At 72.3% G+C, this 15,858-nt stretch carries 14 protein-coding genes; 8 read left to right on the forward strand and 6 right to left on the reverse strand.

Annotation, left to right across the window (positions count from 1 at the left end):
• The first annotated feature begins 118 nt into the window (after positions 1-118).
• Entirely contained in the window at positions 119-2,572 is a 2,454-nt protein-coding gene (locus K8556_RS15775) for an ATP-binding protein (RefSeq protein ID WP_223740898.1), read from the forward strand.
• A 7-nt stretch (positions 2,573-2,579) separates the two neighbouring features.
• Here the strand turns inward: K8556_RS15775 and K8556_RS15780 are convergent, their stop codons facing one another.
• Positions 2,580-3,170, reverse strand: coding sequence for a YqaA family protein (locus K8556_RS15780; protein WP_223740899.1), 591 nt, complete (start codon positions 3,168-3,170; stop codon positions 2,580-2,582).
• Between the two features lie 117 nt (positions 3,171-3,287).
• On the opposite strand from K8556_RS15780, the gene K8556_RS15785 reads away from it, so the two are divergent.
• From K8556_RS15785 to trxA, 5 genes are all read left to right on the forward strand, one after another.
• Complete coding sequence (locus K8556_RS15785) at positions 3,288-3,944, forward strand: LON peptidase substrate-binding domain-containing protein (RefSeq protein WP_223740900.1); 657 nt, start codon at positions 3,288-3,290, stop codon at positions 3,942-3,944.
• A gap of 127 nt (positions 3,945-4,071) precedes the next feature.
• Positions 4,072-5,964 (forward strand): NAD(+) synthase, encoded by a 1,893-nt coding sequence (gene nadE / locus K8556_RS15790; protein ID WP_223740901.1) that lies wholly within the window; start codon positions 4,072-4,074, stop codon positions 5,962-5,964.
• A 201-nt stretch (positions 5,965-6,165) separates the two neighbouring features.
• Complete coding sequence (locus K8556_RS15795; protein ID WP_223740902.1) at positions 6,166-7,359, forward strand: hypothetical protein; 1,194 nt, start codon at positions 6,166-6,168, stop codon at positions 7,357-7,359.
• Positions 7,360-7,528: 169 nt separating this feature from the next.
• Positions 7,529-7,852, forward strand: a complete 324-nt coding sequence (locus K8556_RS15800; protein WP_223740903.1) for an FKBP-type peptidyl-prolyl cis-trans isomerase — start codon at positions 7,529-7,531, stop codon at positions 7,850-7,852.
• Between the two features lie 11 nt (positions 7,853-7,863).
• Complete coding sequence (trxA, locus tag K8556_RS15805; protein WP_223639122.1) at positions 7,864-8,247, forward strand: thioredoxin; 384 nt, start codon at positions 7,864-7,866, stop codon at positions 8,245-8,247.
• A gap of 38 nt (positions 8,248-8,285) precedes the next feature.
• On the opposite strand, the gene K8556_RS15810 is transcribed toward trxA, so the two are convergent.
• Positions 8,286-9,158: a hypothetical protein gene (locus tag K8556_RS15810; RefSeq protein ID WP_223740904.1), complete on the reverse strand. Its 873-nt coding sequence runs from the start codon at positions 9,156-9,158 to the stop codon at positions 8,286-8,288.
• A gap of 132 nt (positions 9,159-9,290) precedes the next feature.
• Here K8556_RS15810 and K8556_RS15815 point away from each other — a divergent pair, with 132 nt between their 5' ends.
• Together K8556_RS15815 and K8556_RS15820 are read left to right on the forward strand one after the other, a co-directional pair.
• Entirely contained in the window at positions 9,291-11,774 is a 2,484-nt protein-coding gene (locus K8556_RS15815) for a TonB family protein (protein WP_223740905.1), read from the forward strand.
• Complete coding sequence (locus tag K8556_RS15820; RefSeq protein ID WP_223740906.1) at positions 11,771-12,583, forward strand: hypothetical protein; 813 nt, start codon at positions 11,771-11,773, stop codon at positions 12,581-12,583. Before K8556_RS15815 ends, K8556_RS15820 begins: the two co-directional genes overlap by 4 nt.
• Position 12,584: 1 nt before the next feature.
• On the opposite strand, the gene K8556_RS15825 is transcribed toward K8556_RS15820, so the two are convergent.
• The 4 genes from K8556_RS15825 to K8556_RS15840 all read right to left on the reverse strand — a co-directional run bounded on the left by K8556_RS15825 (position 12,585) and on the right by K8556_RS15840 (position 15,853).
• Complete coding sequence (locus K8556_RS15825; protein WP_223740907.1) at positions 12,585-13,121, reverse strand: Uma2 family endonuclease; 537 nt, start codon at positions 13,119-13,121, stop codon at positions 12,585-12,587.
• Between the two features lie 128 nt (positions 13,122-13,249).
• Positions 13,250-14,218 (reverse strand): Ig-like domain-containing protein, encoded by a 969-nt coding sequence (locus tag K8556_RS15830; protein ID WP_223740908.1) that lies wholly within the window; start codon positions 14,216-14,218, stop codon positions 13,250-13,252.
• Positions 14,219-14,330: 112 nt separating this feature from the next.
• Positions 14,331-15,080: a putative metal-binding motif-containing protein gene (locus tag K8556_RS15835; protein ID WP_223740909.1), complete on the reverse strand. Its 750-nt coding sequence runs from the start codon at positions 15,078-15,080 to the stop codon at positions 14,331-14,333.
• 128 nt (positions 15,081-15,208) lie between these two features.
• On the reverse strand, positions 15,209-15,853 hold the full coding sequence (locus tag K8556_RS15840; protein WP_223740910.1) for a hypothetical protein: 645 nt from the start codon (positions 15,851-15,853) through the stop codon (positions 15,209-15,211).
• Between the last annotated feature and the right edge of the window lie 5 nt (positions 15,854-15,858).

Consider the following 15,858-nt stretch of genomic DNA (forward strand, 5'->3'; position numbering starts at 1 on the left):
CGGACGGGGTGCAACGCACCGCGGTCCCCGCTAGCATGACGCATGTTCCTGCCGGCCCTGGTGTCACGGCCCGGAGAGGACGGGGGGAGTCATCATCCAAGGTCGTCCTCAGGCCCGTGTGGCGGCGTTCCCGGTCCGGGGCCTCGTGGAGGTCCTCGCGTTGGCGGCGGTGTACCTGCTGGCCGCGCGGGTGGCGCTGTCGCTGGCCGCGGAGAAGAGCCACATCTGTCCCGTGTGGCTGCCGTCGGGCGTGGCGCTGGGCGGGCTCCTGCTGCTGGGCGTGTCGCGCTGGCCGGCGGTGGCGCTGGGCGCGGGCGCGGTGGCGTACGCCATGGGGGTGACTCCGGGCGTGGGGCTGTCCGTCGTGCTGGGCTCCACGCTGGAGGCGGTGCTGCCGGCGCTGCTGTTCCAGCGCATGGGCGGCGCGCGGGAGCTGCACCGCGTGCGCGACGTCGCGTGGCTGGGCGCGGGCGCGGGGCTGGGGGCGCTCGTGGGCTCCGGGCTGGGCACGCTGGGGCTCGTGCTGGGCGGGGTGGTGCCCGCCGCGCAGTGGGGCCCCTCCGGCTGGCTGTGGTGGATGGCGGACCTGCTGGGCATGCTGCTGGTGACGCCGGTGGTGCTGCTGCGCAGGCCCCGGCGCATGGCGCGCTCGTGGGAGGCGCTGCTGCTCACGGCGCTGACGGCCGCGGTGTGCGTGGGCGTCTTCGCCTTCCCCCGGCCGGGCTCCGGGGCGGCGCACGCCCTGACGTTCCTGCTCTTCCCGCTGATGGCCTGGGCGGCCCTGGGCTTCGGCCTGCGGGGGGCGGCGCTGTCCTCGCTCTCCATCGCGCTGGCGGCCATCGCCGGCACGGCGCGGGGGCTGGGGCCGTTCTTCACGGTGGACCTGCCGCACCGGGGGCTGGTGGTGCTGCAGCTCTTCATCGGCATCACCGCGCTGACGGGCCTGCTGCTGGCGGCGGCGCGCGCGGAGCGCCGCCAGGCGGTGGAGCTGCTGGAGCTGCTGGCCACCACCGTGCGCGCGGTGCACGAAGGCGTGCTCATCTGCGAGGTGCGCGAGTCGGGCGGCCTGCACACCGTCTTCGTCAACGAGGCCCTGTGCGCGCTGGTGGGCCGGCGGCGCGAGGAGCTCGTCGGCGCGGCGCCGGGGGAGCTGCTGGCGTCCGCGGACGGCGGGGACCGGCAGCGGCTGCTGGAGGCGCTGCGCGAGGAGCGCTCGCTGCGCGCGGAGGTGGCGCTGACGCGGCCGGACGGCACGCGGGTGTGGAGCGAGATCCAGCTCTCCCCGGTGCGCGCCAACGGCCAGGCCGTGACGCACTTCGTGGCGACCCACCGCGACGTCACCGCGACGAAGGAGCTGCAGGCGCGGCTGGTGGCCGCCGAGCGCGTGGCGGCCGTGGGCACGCTGGCCGCGGGCGTGGGCCATGAAATCAACAACCCGCTGGCCTACCTGGCGCTGAACCTGGAGGCCGCGCGCAAGAGCCTCGCGGGGGAGGGGGCCCAGGCCCCGCAGGCCGTGCGCGACGCGCTCGTGAGCGTGCGCGGGGCCCAGGAGGGCGCGGAGCGCATCCGCCTCATCGTGAGGGACCTGCAGGTGTTCAGCCGCGAGGGCGCGCCGGAGCGCGGCCTGGTGGACCTGAACGCGCTGGTGCCGCCCGCGGTGCGCGTGGTGTTGCACGCCCTGCGCTCGCGCGCGCGGCTGGTGGAGGACTTCGGGCCGGTGCCGCGCGTGCTGGGCAGCGAGGCGCGGCTGGGGCAGGTGCTGCTCAACCTGCTGGTGAACGCCCTGCAGGCCATCCCGGAGGGGGAGCCCGGCCGCCACGAGGTGCGCGTGCGCACCGGGACGGACGCGTCCGGCCACGCGCGCGTGGAGGTGGAGGACACGGGCGGCGGCATCCCGCCGGACGTGCTGCCGCGCATCTTCGACCCGTTCTTCACCACCAAGGGCAACGACGAGGGCACCGGCCTGGGGCTCGCCATCTGTCAGCAGATCGTCCGCACGCACGGGGGCGAGCTGCGCGTGCACAGCGCGCCGGGGCAGGGCGCCACCTTCACGCTGCTGCTGCCGCCCGCGCCCGTGCAGAGCGCGGGGAGCCTGGTGCCGCTGCACGCCGTGGCGCGCGGCGAGGAGGCGCCGGAGACGGCGGCCTCCGGGCGGCGCGGGCGGGTGCTCATCGTGGACGACGAGCCCCGGCTGGCGCAGTCCATGCGCCTGTTGCTGGAGCCCGGCCACGACGTGGTCACCGTCACGCGCGGCGAGGACGCGCTGGCGAGGGTGGCCGCGGGCGAGTCCTTCGACGTGGTGCTGTGCGACCTCCAGATGCCGGGCATGGACGGCATCGCGGTGTACCGGCGGCTCCAGTCGGAGGCGCCCGCGCTGGCGTCGCGCGTGGTGTTCATCTCCGGCGGGGCGTCATCACCGGAGGCGAGGGCGTTCGTGGAGGCGGTGGCCCAGCGGGTGCTGGAGAAGCCGGTCCGCCCGGACGTGCTGCTGTCCACGGTGGAGGCGGTGCTGGAGGGCGGCCCCCAACCGGTGGCGGCGCGCGGCGCGGTGGGCGGCACGCGCCGCGGCTAGGGTCCGCTCAGACGCGCAGCCACTTGCGGGCGGTGGGGCCGAAGAAGCGCACCACGCCGCCCACCAGGAAGAAGCGCACCGAGCGGCCGATGATGGACGCGAGCAGGAAGCGCTCCAGCGGCACCGACACCAGGCCGCTGCCGATGGCGACGATCTTGAACGGCGTGGGCAGGATGGAGCACAGGAGCGCCAGCACCCAGAAGTTGCGCCCCAGCAGCTCGCCCACCGTGCCGGACACGCCGAAGCGGTCCACGCGCACGTCCAGGTCGATGTGCAGGAGCTGGGTGATGCCCTCGCCCACGAACGCCCCCAGGCCATAGCCGATGAGGCCGCCCACCAGGCTCGCCAGGGTGCCCAGCAGGCAGTAGCGCACCCACTTCTTCGGCTGGGCGAGCACCATGGGGACCAGCACCGCGAAGGGCGGGATGGGGAAGACGGAGCCATCCACCACCGACACCGCCATCATCGTGGCGAGCGCGTGCGGGGTGGAGGAGGCGGCCTCCACGCGCTGGTACAGCCGGCGGTACCAGGACGGCTTCGGGGCGTCAGCGGCCGTGGCGGCCGGGGAGGTCTGGGGGGAAGGCTCGGTGGAGGACATTCGGGGGCGCACCCTAGCGGAACCCGGGGCCCTTGCCACCGGGCCCCCGGGCCCGGATGCCTGCCTGATTGGAATGCGCCCCATGCCCCGGGGGCTTACACACGGGGAAGGGTGACCATGACCGCACAAGAGACCGTGGAACGCGCCGCCGGTGCGCTGAAGGTATTTCCCCTGCCGTCGGCGGTCCTGTTCCCGCACACCGTGATTCCCCTGCACATCTTCGAGCCCCGCTACCGGGCCCTGGTGAAGGACGCCCTCGCCACGGACCGGGTGCTGGCGCTGGGCCAGTTGGAGCCGGGCTGGGAGGGCAACTACGAGGGCCGCCCGCCGCTCCAGCCCCTGATGTGCGCGGGCGTCATCGTCTGGGACGAGCAGGTGGAGGACGGGCGCTACAACATCCTCCTGCAGGGCGTCAGCCGCGTCCGGATGGTGACGGAGCTGGCGCCGGACACGCCCTACCGCCAGGTGCGCGCCCAGGTGCTGGCGGATCCCCCCTACACCGGGCCGGAGGAGGAGCAACTGCGCCAGGCCGTCTTCGAGCTGGCGGGCCGGGTGCCGCCCTCGTTCGCGGAGAGCCTGCTGCCGGTGGCCGCGCGCGCCGGCGGGGGCATGCTGGCGGACGTGGTGGCGTCCGCGCTGGTGCCGGAGCCTGGACGGCGGCAGGAGCTGCTGGGGGAGCTGGACGTGCGGCGCCGCCTGGAGCAGGTGCTGGAGGACGTGAGCGACCTCTTGAGCCAGCTCCAGCCCATGCGCCCCAGCGGACCGCTGAACTAGCCGTGCGGTCGCGCCCGGCGCGGGAACTGAACGCGCCGGGTCCGGGGCCGCAGCATCCGCTTGCCCTGGCGCCCCCAGGCGCGCATTGCTCGGGGCCTCACGCCTTCTTGAGGGAGAGCGACGCACCATGCGGCTCGTGAAGATTGGCATCGCCAGCGTCAACACCACCGTGGGCGCCTTCCAGGCCAACACCGACCGGGTGCTGGACCTGGCGAGGAAGATGACGGCGGAGGACGTCACGCTGGGCGTCTTCCCCGAGCAGGTCATCGCCGGCTACCCCGCGGAGGACCTGGTCCAGTGGCAGGGCTTCATCGACCACCAGTGGCCGGAGCTGGAGCGCTTCGCGAGCCAGACCGCGGCGCTGCCGCTGGTGAGCATCCTGGGCGTGGGCGTGGCCCACCAGGGCGTGCGCCTCAACTGCGCGGCGGTGGTGGCGGGCGGCAGGGTGCTGGGCCTGGTGCCCAAGGAGAAGCTGCCCACGTACAACGTCTTCTATGAAGGCCGCACCTTCGGCCACGGCCAGCCGGGCATGGCGGAGCGCCACCGGGGCGTGCCGCTGGGCGACTACCTCTTCCAGTTCGACTTCGGCACGCTGGCGCCGGAGGTGTGCGAGGACATCTGGAGCGCGGACGGCCCCATGCGCCGGCGCGCGTACTCCGGCGGCGAGCTGGTGGTGAACCTGTCCGCGTCCCCCTTCCGGCTGGGCTTCTGGGAGACGCGCCGCGAGCTCATCGCCACGCGCGCGTCCGACCACCAGGTCACCATCGCCTACGCGAACGCGGTGGGCAGCAACGACGGGCTCATCTTCGACGGCGGCGGCTTCATCAACCAGAACGGCCGCCACGTGCTGGAGACGCCGCGCTTCCAGCAGGGCTTCACCTCCGCCGTGGTGGACCTGGACCGCACGCTGCGCCTGCGCACGGAGAACACCACCTGGCGCGTGGACCGCGAGGACTGGATCGCGGCCGGCGGTGGGAAGGTGCCCACCCTGGACTGCACGCAGGCGGTGAAGACGCAGCGCCAGAAGCTGACGTACCCCGTGCCCGCGCACCGCAGCTTCTTCCTGCCCGCGCCGGACACCCGCCGCACCGCGCGCGTGGCGCTGTGCGAGGACATCCTGGACGCGCTGTCGCTGGGCGTGGGCGACTACTTCGAGAAGACGCGCGCCTTCAAGCTGTTCGGCATCGCGCTGTCGGGCGGGCGGGACTCGCTGCTCACGCTGCTCATCGCGCACCGGTACGCGAAGCGCGCGCGGCCGGACAACCCGGGCTCGCTCATCCAGGCGTTCTACATGCCCAGCCCGTACTCCAGCCAGCAGACGCGCGACGCGGCGGAGACCATCGCGCGGGAGCTGGGCGTGCCCTTCCAGGTGGTCTCCATCGAGGAGGCCTTCGAGCGGGAGAAGGCCGCCGCCCAGACGATGCTGGGCGAGACGAAGCTCACCCCCATCACGGAGCAGAACATCCAGGCCCGCATCCGCGCCCAGCGCATGTGGAACTGGAGCAACTCCTGCGGCGGCCTGTTCCTGCAGACGGGCAACATGAGCGAGAAGTCCGTGGGCTACACCACCATCGGCGGAGACCTGATGGGCGCGCTCGCGGTCATCGCCAACGTGCCCAAGACGGTGGTGATGTACCTGCTGGACTACCTCCAGGAGACCACCGGCTACGAGGGCATCCGCAAGGTGCTGGCCAGGCCCGCGGGGCCGGAGCTGGCGCATGATCAGGTGGGCGAGGAGGAGCTGATGCCCTTCCCCATCCTGGACGCGTGCTTCTACCTGCACGCGGGGGAGAAGCTCACCCCGTCGGAGATGCGCACCGCGCTCACCGCGATGTTCCCGGAGGTGGAGGCGGACCGGCTGGGCGGGTACGTGGACCGCTTCGTGCGCCTGTTCCAGCAATCCATCTACAAGTGGGTGCAGGCGCCGCTGTCGCTGCACATCGGCAACCTGGACCTGGACCGGGAACGCGCGCTGCAATTGCCTGTCGTCACCGGCTCGGCCTGGCTGCGCAACGCGTGACGGATGTTTATTGATGTCTGGTTTTGACGGTGGACGGGGAGGCGTCCAGGCCCTCCGCCCCCGTGAAGTGGCTCTGAAACCACGCCTCGCCCCCTGGGGGGCAGGCGGGCAGGTCACCTTTCTTTGACGACCCGCGCAAGGCTTGCCGGACGTCCCTCGCACGACAACCTTCATGTCAGTCAGTCGACGATGGAGGGTTGGATGAAAGCGAAAATTCTGGCGGGCGCCGTCGCGGCGCTCATGTATGGGACGGGCGCGGGTGCGGCGGAGAAGGATTGCCCTCCAGGGCAGACCGCGGTCCACAAGGACAAGCAGCAGACGACGGCGCAATCCTCCCAGGACGGGGTCCAGGAGGAGGATCTCCTCATCGAGGAGACGCCGGTGGATGAATCGCTTCAGGGGACGGGCGGCAGCGGGTCGATCGATGACTCCTCGCAGACCAGCCAGAACCTGGGCACCAGCGACCGGGGCCTGAGCAGCCCCAGCGCGGACGTCAAGGGCGGCAGCGGCGCCGTCTACCTGAACATGCCGCTGCGCTGCGAGCCGGTGAACCAGGCCGGCGTGGGCGGCAGCGGCGCCGGCGTGGGCGGCAGTGGCTCCAGTGGCACCACGATGCCGCAGAGCGAACCCATTGAACCGGCGCCCGCGGCGCCGCCTCCCGCGCCGCCGCCTCCCGCGGCGCAGCCTCCCGCGCCGCCTCCGCCTCCGTCCGGCACGAGCAGCGGTGGCATGAGCCAGCGTGACAGCGGGATGTACGGCCAGGAGGCCACGGGCGGCAGCGGCGTGACCACGCCTCCTCCGGCCTACTCGCCCTCGGCGTCAGCCAATGAGGACATCCAGCCGCTGGAGGTGGAGAAGAAGAGCAAGGGCGACAACAAGGGCCTGACGCTGCTCATCGGTGGCGGTGTGGAAGGCTACACCGGCGCCCTGGCCCCGCAGCTCGCCCCCGGCCCCTCCGCGGCCGTGACGGCGTCGCTCAAGCCGACGTCCGTGCTGGGCATCGAGGTCGGCTACTCCGGCGCCTTGAACAACATCAAGGACGCGGGCTCCGCGGGCGCGGATACCGGCCCGGACCTGGTGCGCAACGGCGGCCAGGCGGCCCTGACGCTCGCGGTGACGCCCACGGCGGTGCAGCCGTACCTGCTGGGTGGCATCGGCATCAGCAACTACCACTTCCGCGGCGGTGAGTCGCTCGGCTACAGCGACGACACCGTGGGCAACATCCCGGCGGGCGTGGGCGTGCGCGGCCACTTCGGCCACTTCACCGCGGACCTGCGTGGCTACTACAACTTCCTGTTCGACAAGCAGTTCGCCCCGGACATCCAGCCGGGCGGCAGCGACCCGTCGGGCGGTGGTAGCTACACGACCACGCTGAACGTGGGCGGTACCTTCTGACCTGAAGTCTCCATGGCAGGAGCTGACGGCGGGGTGTCCGGAATCATCCGGGTCCCCGCCGTCACTTTTTTATTCCGGTCCGGGGCGGGGCATTCAGGGAGGCAGGAGGGTGCGCGCGGCGTTAGAGTGCGCATTTTTCCATGGCGGATTCCCGCCTGAGGAGCCTGGCATGAGCCTGGGAGTAGAAGACGTGAAGGTCGGGACCGGGGCGGAAGCGGTCTCTGGCAAGCGGGTGACGGTGCACTACGTGGGCACGCTCACGGACGGCAAGAAGTTCGACAGCAGCCGGGACCGGGGGCAGGGCTTCACCTTCCCGCTGGGCGCCGGCCACGTCATCCAGGGCTGGGACCAGGGCGTCGCCGGCATGAAGGTCGGCGGCATCCGCAAGCTCACCATCCCGCCGGAGCTGGGCTACGGCTCGCGCGGCGCGGCCGGTGTGATTCCCCCCAACGCCACCCTCCTGTTCGAGGTGGAGCTGTTGGACGTCCGGTAGGAGGAGACTTCATGGCGACGCTCGAAATCACGAAGGACAACTTCAAGGAGACGGTGGGCAAGAGCGGCATCGTCATCCTGGACTGGTGGGCGACCTGGTGTGGTCCCTGCCGCGCGTTCGCGCCCATCTTCGAGAGCACCTCCAACAAGCACGCGGACATCGTGTTCGGGAAGATCGACACCGACGCGCAGCCGGAGCTGTCCGGTGCTTTCGAGATTCGCTCCATCCCCACGCTGATGGTGTTCCGGGACGGCATCCTCCTGTTCGAGCAGCCGGGCGCGATGCCGGCGGCGGCGCTGGAGGACCTGCTCCGGCAGGTCCGCGCGCTGAACATGGATGACGTGCGGCGCGAGGTCGAAGCGCAGCGCGCCGCGAAGGAAGCGCCCAAGGCCTGAGGGTTCGCCGGGGCCTTCCCTGTCGTGACGGGGAGGCCCTACGGCGCGGCGACGGTGCAGACGCCGCCGCCGTTGAGGTGCGCCTGATCCACGATGCTCCGGGCGACGAACTCCTGGAGCGTGCGCAGGGCGTAGGCGCCCGGCTGGTAGACGACGGGCTGGCCCTGGGCGTCGCGCAGCTCGCCCCCATCCAGCCCGCGCAGGTCGAGCAGGTCCTGGGTCGCCAGCCCCTCCGGCGTGATGGCGTGGTTCACGTCCGCGGTGGCGGCGATGGCCTCGAAGCGGAGCTGCACGCCGCGGTGGGTGCCCAGCCGGTCGTAGAACATGTGCTCGGCGTGGATGGTGACCTCCGCCTCCGCCACGGAGCCCTCCGGCACGACGATGCCCTGGGTGCCGTCCGCGCCGTTGATGCAGTCCACCATCCGCGCGTCCACGGGGAAGCCCATGCGGAAGGTGTAGACGCCCAGGGTGGGGTCGCGGTTCTGCGCGCGGCCCTCCACGAAGTAGCTGAAGCCGCGCTCGCGCATCATCGCCAGGTCTTCCGAGGACACGGACGCGCCCGCCACGGTGCGGGCCTCCGGAGGGCTCACGCGGAAGGCCACGCCGTAGCGCCCCGCCTCCAGGCCCGTCAGGCCGGTGAGGGGCACGTCCCCCTTCTGCACATCCACCAGCAGGTGCTCCGTCGTGGCGTGCACGTCGCCAGCCGCGGAGGTGAGGGTGAAGTCCCCCAGGGACACCAGGTACTTCGTGAACTGCACGGACCAGCCGTCCTGGAAGAGGTGATCCGCGTAGCCGCGCTGCGTGCCGTCCCCGCCGCTCAACGACACCCGCGCGTCACCTCGCGCCACGGCGTCGCCGCAGCCGGAGGCCGCGAGCCCCAGCGCACCCAGCAGCAGGCCACGAGTCCACATGCTTCGTTGGTTCATGCATCTGGTTGGTATTTGTAACTATGTTGCAAGTCAAGTCTGGGTTGCGGTATCCACGGGCGGCCGTTGGAAGGGCCGCCCGTGCCGGGTGGGCCCCGAAGGCCGAGGTCGTTGCCCGTGTTCATCCCGACGCTGGTGCTCTGGCTGTTGAGCGCGTCGCCCGAAGCGCCCGTGACGCCGCCCGTGCCCGTGGAGGCGCCGCCGCCCGTGATGCCGGCGGACGTCCCGCCGTTGACGGAGGCCGTGCGGGTGCTGCTGCGGCTGACCATCGACAGCGGGGGAGAGGTGTCCCAGGTGGAGGTCCAGGAGTCCGGGGGCACCGCGTTCGACCGGGCCGCGATGGCGGCGGCCCTGCGCTGGCGCTTCGAGCCCGCGCGCCAGGGTGGAGCGCCGCTGGAGGTGCGCGTGGACGTGCCGGTGACGTTCGAGCCGGTGGCGCAGGCCGTGCCGCTCGCGGCGGAGCTGCCAGGGCTCGCGGGGACGGAGCAACCCACGACGCCCCCGAAGCGGGAGCCGCCCGTGTTCTCCACCACGGTGCGCGGGCAGTCCGCCGCGCCGCCTCCTGTCGCCGTGGGGGACTTCCACATCACGGTGGGGCAACTGGCGGACGTGCCTCGCAACTCGGCCACGGAGCTGATGCTGCTCGCGCCGGGCGTGATGCTCGCCAACCACGGCGGGGAGGGGCACGCGGAGACCGTCTACCTGCGCGGCTTCGACGCGGGCGAGGGCAAGGACGTGGAGATGCGCCTGGACGGCGTGCCCCTCAACGAGGTCTCCAACGCCCACGGCCACGGCTACGCGGACACGTACTTCATCATCCCGGAGCTGGTGCAGTCCCTGCGCGTGACGGAGGGGCCCTATGAGCCGTCCCAGGGCGACTTCGGCGTCGCGGGCACGGTGGAGTACCAACTGGGGCTGGAGCGGCGGGGCCTCACCGCGTCCGCCAGCTACGGCGGCTTCGCGTCGCGCCGGCTGTCCCTGGTGTGGGGCCCGCCCGAGTCCACCGCCGCCACCTTCGTCGGCGTGCTGCTGCGCCAGGGGCATGGCTTCGGCCCCAACCGCGCGTACGCGAACGCGGGCCTGATGGCCCAGACGGAGCTGCGCCTGGGGCCGGAGACGAAGCTGCGCCTGTTCGGCGCGAGCTACGGCGCGCGCTATGCCTCCGCGGGCGTGGTGCGGGAGACGGACGTCGTGGACGCGCGGCTGCCGTGCGGGCCGGACGCGGACTCGCAGTTCTTCTGCCTCTACGACCCGAACCAGGGCGGCGCGAGCCAGCGCCATCTTGCCTCCGTGGAGCTGACGTCCCGGCTGGAGCGCGGAGGCCGCTTCGTGCAGCAGGCCTTCGCCATCGCCCGGCAGATGCGCAGCCGCGAGAACTTCACCGGCTTCCTCCAGGACACGCCCCCCATCGGCGAAGCCCAGCGCGGTGACAACACGGAGCAGTCCTACCAGGGCACCACCGTGGGCCTGCGCGGGCGCTACACCCCGGGCCTCACCGCGTGGGGGCAGCCTCGGCCGGTGGAGCTGGGCTACGTGGCCCGCTACGACGACGTGCACACCCGCGCGCGGCGCCTGCGCGACAAGGGCGGCGCGCCCTACGCCACCGTGTTCGACAACCAGGTGCGCGTGACGAACCTGGGCGCGTACCTGTCCCTGCGCGGCGCGCCGCTGGAGTGGCTCACGCTGCGGGGCGGCGCGCGCGTGGACGCGTTCCTGTTCGGCGTGGAGGACCTGAACCGGCCGGCGGCGGACCGGCAGGGGGCGCGCATCCCGGAGGAGTCCGTGGAGGCCTACGGCTTCTTCGCCAGCCCTCGCGCCAGCGCGGAGGTGCGCCTGACGCCGCGCCTCACGTGGCTGACCAGCGCGGGCCTGGGTGCCCGCTCCAGCGACGCGGCCGGCCTGTCCGACGCGGAGTTCGCGCCCTACGCGCGGGTGACGTCGGGGGAGACGGGCCTGGGCTGGCGGTGGGGCGACGGCCCGTCCGCGCTGGAGCTGCGCGGCGCCGTGTTCGCCACGCGCGTGTCGCAGGACCTGGTGTTCAGCGAGACGACCGGGCGCAACCAACCCATTGGCCCGTCGCAGCGCCTGGGCGCGTTCGGCAGCGCGCGCTTCCAGTGGGAGCAGCACCTGGACGTGCTGGCGAGCCTCGCGTGGGCCCGCGCGACGCAGCCGTTGCCTGGAGCATCAGCCTGGAAGCTGTGGGACGGCGCGGTGCTGCCGTACATCCCGCAGGTGCTGGGCCGCGTGGACGCGTCGTGGCGGGGCACGGCCACCGTGGCCCGGCAGCCGGTGGGGTGGAGCGTGGCGCTGGGGCACAGCGCCATCGGGCCCAAGCCCCTGCCGTTGAACCGCTACAGCGAGCCCATCTTCCTCTTCGACGTGGCGGCCCGCGCGCGCTGGCGCGCCGTGGAGCTGGGCCTGGCCGTGGAGAACCTGCTGGACGCGCGCTGGCGGGAGTCCGAGTTCAACTACGTGTCCAACTTCCGGGGCCCCGACGCGCCCGCGTCCCTGCTGGCCACGCGCCACTTCTCCGCCGGTGCCCCTCGCACCGTGCGCGGCACCCTCACCGTGTACCTGGACCTCCAGGAGGACCCGCCATGAAGCGCTGTTCGCGTCGTGCCTTCACGTGGATGTTGGGCGGAGCGCTCGCGGCGGGCTGCGGCCTGTCCGGCACCGGCGGGCGGAGCATCACCTTCCGCATGGGCCTGCGCACGGCGCTCGCGCCCGGGGAGACGACCGTCGGCGCCTTCACCACCGACACCGGCTGGCGCGTGACGCTCACCACCGCGCGCCTGGTGCTGGGGCCCATCTACCTGTTCGAGAAGGCCTCGCCCCTCCAGCCCCAGGCCCTGCTGCGCCGCCTGGGAGACGCGCTGCTGCCCACCGCGCACGCGCACGAAGGGGACTTCTTCTCCGGGGGCCGCGTGCTGGGCGAGTGGGACCGGGAGGTGGTCTTCGACCTGCTCGCGGACGCGGGACAGGCGCGCGTGTTGGGGCGCTCTCCTGGCATCGCGGGCCTGGCGCGGTCGCTGTCGCTGCTGCTCCAGCCGCCATCGAGCGCCCTGGGCGCGGAGGCGGACGTGATGCAGGGGCGCTCCCTGTTCCTGGAGGGCGTCGCGACCCAGGGCGCGGCGCGCGTGCCCTTCCGTGTGGCGATGGACTTCCCGCCGCCCGTGGAGCTCCAGCGCGTGGACTTCGTGCCCATCGAGGTGGACCTGGACGACGAGGGCCTCTTCGTCCTGGAGCCCCAGCCGCACCGCTGGTTCACCGGCGCGCGCTTCGAGCGGCTGACGGTGCCCGCGGAGGGGACGCCGGTGGACGTGGGGGCGGACACCCAGGTGTACCGCGCGCTGAGCGTCAACGTGCGCCGCTACGACGCGTTCACGGGCGCGTGGGAGCCCGCGGCGTGATTCACACCTGCGTCCAGAATGGCGCCAGCACCAGGTCGACCTTGTTGAAGGGCTCGACGCGCACGCGCTCCTCGTTCACGAAGGTGTGCAGGAGCACCCAGCGCTCGTGCTCCTGGCGGAACACCTCCACCACGCGGTGCACAGGGTTGATGACCCAGGCGTTGCGGATGCCCGCGCGGGCGTAGCGCGGCAGCTTGATGGTCAGGTCCAGCTTCGCGGTGGCGGGCGTGAGCACCTCGCAGATCCAATCCGGCACGCGGTCGATGAACGAGCCATCCGGCAGGGTCGGCGGCCGGCCGCTCATCCAGCCCGCCAGGTCCGGGACGAGCACGTCCTCGCCCAGCAGCAGCCGGGGCTCGGAGGTCCACCACCAGCCCTCCGGCGCGCGTCCCATGAGCGGCGTCATGCCCTGCTTGCGCGCGATGGGCGGCGACGAGACGTAGAGGATGCCGTCGAGCGCCTCGCCCACCAGGTAGTGGGGCAACGTCTGCACTTCCTCGTAGGGGGCGAGCGTCCTTCGGGGAGCGGCGTGGCGCATGCGGGGTGCCTCCGGGTCCGAGAGAGACCGTCACCGTAGCGGGCAGCCCGTCACGCGGCATTGGACCGGCGGGGCGGCCCACCTTGTCCTGGTGGACGCAGGCCCTCCCCGCGGGCCGTGTGGGGTTGCTATTCGCGCTCCAGCACGAACTGGATGTGCTCCGAGGCCACGGGGCCGAACTGGAGCAGGTGGATCTGATCCCCCGGCTCCGACGTGAACGTCAGCGTGTGCGTGATGCCGGCGCAGATGAACCGCGCGGGGGCGAGCACCGACGCCACGTCCGTCCCCGCCGTGTCGTTGGTGACCTTCGTGGGGACCTCCTGGTTCAGGTAGAGCGTGACGTGCTCGGCGTTCTCCGGGTCGGAGATGAAGCCCGTGTAGCCGCCGAAGCCCGCCTCGACGGGGCGCAGGGTGACGTCGTAGCGCGCGTGGCCGGTGTGCGTGTCGGGCGGGAAGTCGAAGGGCGTGCGGCCCGCGGTGACCGCCTCCGGTGGGTTGGCGAGCGTGTGCGTGCACGCGTGCTCCAGCTCCGGGTCGCGCTCGCCGGTGGTGAAGTCCAGCGCGGTGTCGCCGCCCAGCCCCACGGTGTCCGCTGACAGCGCGCGTCCGGCCGCGTCCTTCAGCGCGTCCAGCGACAGGGCGTGGTGCGTGGAGACCTCCAGCGGCCGGGTGCTCTCCTCGGTGCGCGGCACGGTGACGGTGAGCGTGCGCGCGTCCTCGGACCAGGTGCCGGTGAGGACGCGGGCGGGGGCGGTGGTGTCCGTGCGGTCGTGAAGCGTGACCCGGGCGGCGGACGGGTCCATGGGCTCGCTGAAGGTGAGCGTGAGCACCTTGCGGAAGGCGATGACCGGCGTCTGTCCGGACGCGTCCAGGTACATCTCCAGCGGGTAGACGTCCGCCTCGCCCTCGGAGGGACGGGAGGTGGTGACGGTGGCGCTGGACACGCTCGTGCCCGCGTCGGTGCTGGTGCCCGCATCGGAACCCGCGTCGGTGCTGGTGCCCGCGTCCGGCGTGACGATGGGGGCGTCGTCAGCGCAGCCGGTCAGCGCGAGGGCGGCACAGGTGGCGAACAGGAAGGTGGCGGAAGAGAGACGCATCGGGGGGAGTCCTTCGTGCATGCGGGGAAAGGCTCGCGCCAGAGCACCCTTCCGAGGGAGGTGCTCCGGCGCGGGGAGCGGACCTTCTCAGGCCCGCGTCAGGAGACGGCGGTCAGCACTGCGACCCGTCGCAGTTGTCGTCGATGCCGTTGCCGCAGATCTCCGTGGCGCCCGGGTTGATGCTGGCGCCGGAGCCCGGCGTGTCATTGCAGTCGAAGCGCTGCGTCGTGTAGCCGGAGGGCGGCGTGCACGCGGTGTAGACGGACACGGAGCTGTTGCCGTACCCGTCACCGTCCGCGTCCTGGTAGTAGCGCGTGCGCGTGTCGTTGAGGAACTCCGGCACCACGGTGAGCGCGTTGCCGGACGCCGGCCCCGCCGCGAGGATGTACGTCGTGCCCGCCGTCAGGTCGTAGACGGACACGTACGCGAGCGAACACCCGGAGGCCGACACGGTGTGCGCCAGCGCGGAGGGCACCGTGGCGCTGGTGGCGCCGTTGACGACGGTGAAGGCCACGTTCTGCGTCCGGTAGAACGCGTACGAACCGGTGGTGGCCGGCACGTACGTCACGGAGCCCTCGGCGCCGGACGGCAGCGCCAGGTCATAGGCCTTGTGCTTCGTGCTGATGGCGGGCGCGCTGGTGACACGCGTGGCGCTCGCCGTGATGGACACGTGGTCCGTGGGGTTGCCGGCGTGGGCGCACGCGTGCGTGGTGATGCTCGTGCCCAGCGACGTGCAACCGGCCTCCAGCTCCTGCGAGTCCTGCGCCTCGAAGGAGGCCTCCGGCGCCTCCTCCATCGGTCCGCAGGCCGTCAGGCCGAGCGACAACAGCGCGCCCAGCGCGATGCGCTTCATCTTCAACATGGGTGTTTCCTTTCGGGATGCCGGACGCGGCGGGGTGCCAGGCGGTCAAGAACCGCCGGTGCGTCCGGTGAATGATTCATGATGCAAAAGCAACTGTATTGCAATTAATCCCAGCGCGATTCAGGCCGTCACTGGAGGTGCTCGATGACGAGCCCGAGGCTGGTGAGCGGGGTGGGGCCGAAGGTGACGGTGTACTGGACCTTGTCCGTCAGCTCGTAGCCGACCATGTGCTTCAGGCCGTCGCAGGAGCCGCCCGTGGCCTGGGTGCCCTGGGGCTCCACGACGCGCTCGCCTTCCTTCACGGTGACGGCGACGTCGGGCGTGCTCAGGTAGAGGATGAAGTCACCGCTCGCCCAGGCCTTGAAGCTGAAGGTGCCCACGGACTGGCCGTTCTCCGGGCGCAGTTGGACGGTGTAGTGCGTGTGGAAGTCATCCACGCGCGGCTGCCGCTCGGGCGACGCGGTGACGGTGGCGAAGGGGCCGTTCGTGACGTGCCAGCAGGCGTGCTCGCCCTTGTCCCCGAAGTCGAAGTCCGTGCGCGGCACGTAGTTCGGGTCCGTCACGCAGGACAGGCCCGCTTCGCTGGCCAGGTAGCCCCGGTTGCAGTGGCACCAGTCGCCCTCAGGCTCGCGGTGGATGTGGCCGTTGGGGGCGCATGGGTCGCCCTGCTCCTGGGGCGTGTCGTCCGGGCCGGGTGATGCGTCGTCGCCGCCGCAGGCGGTCAGGACCGCGAGGCCGCCGGCCAGGAGGAGGGCTGGAAACGGGGTGCGCATGGGGC

The organism is Corallococcus sp. AS-1-12 (genome assembly GCF_020036995.1).
GTDB lineage: Bacteria > Myxococcota > Myxococcia > Myxococcales > Myxococcaceae > Corallococcus.

Bases quoted from the DNA above. Each gene is read 5' to 3' on its own strand.
- K8556_RS15795 (WP_223740902.1), top strand. From the start codon at position 6,166: ATGAAAGCGAAAATTCTGGCGGGCGCCGTCGCGGCGCTCATGTATGGG.
- K8556_RS15780 (WP_223740899.1), bottom strand. From the start codon at position 3,170: ATGTCCTCCACCGAGCCTTCCCCCCAGACCTCCCCGGCCGCCACGGCC.
- K8556_RS15785 (WP_223740900.1), top strand. From the start codon at position 3,288: ATGACCGCACAAGAGACCGTGGAACGCGCCGCCGGTGCGCTGAAGGTA.
- K8556_RS15830 (WP_223740908.1), bottom strand. From the start codon at position 14,218: ATGCGTCTCTCTTCCGCCACCTTCCTGTTCGCCACCTGTGCCGCCCTC.
- K8556_RS15840 (WP_223740910.1), bottom strand. From the start codon at position 15,853: ATGCGCACCCCGTTTCCAGCCCTCCTCCTGGCCGGCGGCCTCGCGGTC.
- K8556_RS15820 (WP_223740906.1), top strand. From the start codon at position 11,771: ATGAAGCGCTGTTCGCGTCGTGCCTTCACGTGGATGTTGGGCGGAGCG.
- K8556_RS15810 (WP_223740904.1), bottom strand. From the start codon at position 9,158: ATGTGGACTCGTGGCCTGCTGCTGGGTGCGCTGGGGCTCGCGGCCTCC.
- K8556_RS15825 (WP_223740907.1), bottom strand. From the start codon at position 13,121: ATGCGCCACGCCGCTCCCCGAAGGACGCTCGCCCCCTACGAGGAAGTG.
- trxA (WP_223639122.1), top strand. From the start codon at position 7,864: ATGGCGACGCTCGAAATCACGAAGGACAACTTCAAGGAGACGGTGGGC.
- nadE (WP_223740901.1), top strand. From the start codon at position 4,072: ATGCGGCTCGTGAAGATTGGCATCGCCAGCGTCAACACCACCGTGGGC.
- K8556_RS15835 (WP_223740909.1), bottom strand. From the start codon at position 15,080: ATGTTGAAGATGAAGCGCATCGCGCTGGGCGCGCTGTTGTCGCTCGGC.
- K8556_RS15800 (WP_223740903.1), top strand. From the start codon at position 7,529: ATGAGCCTGGGAGTAGAAGACGTGAAGGTCGGGACCGGGGCGGAAGCG.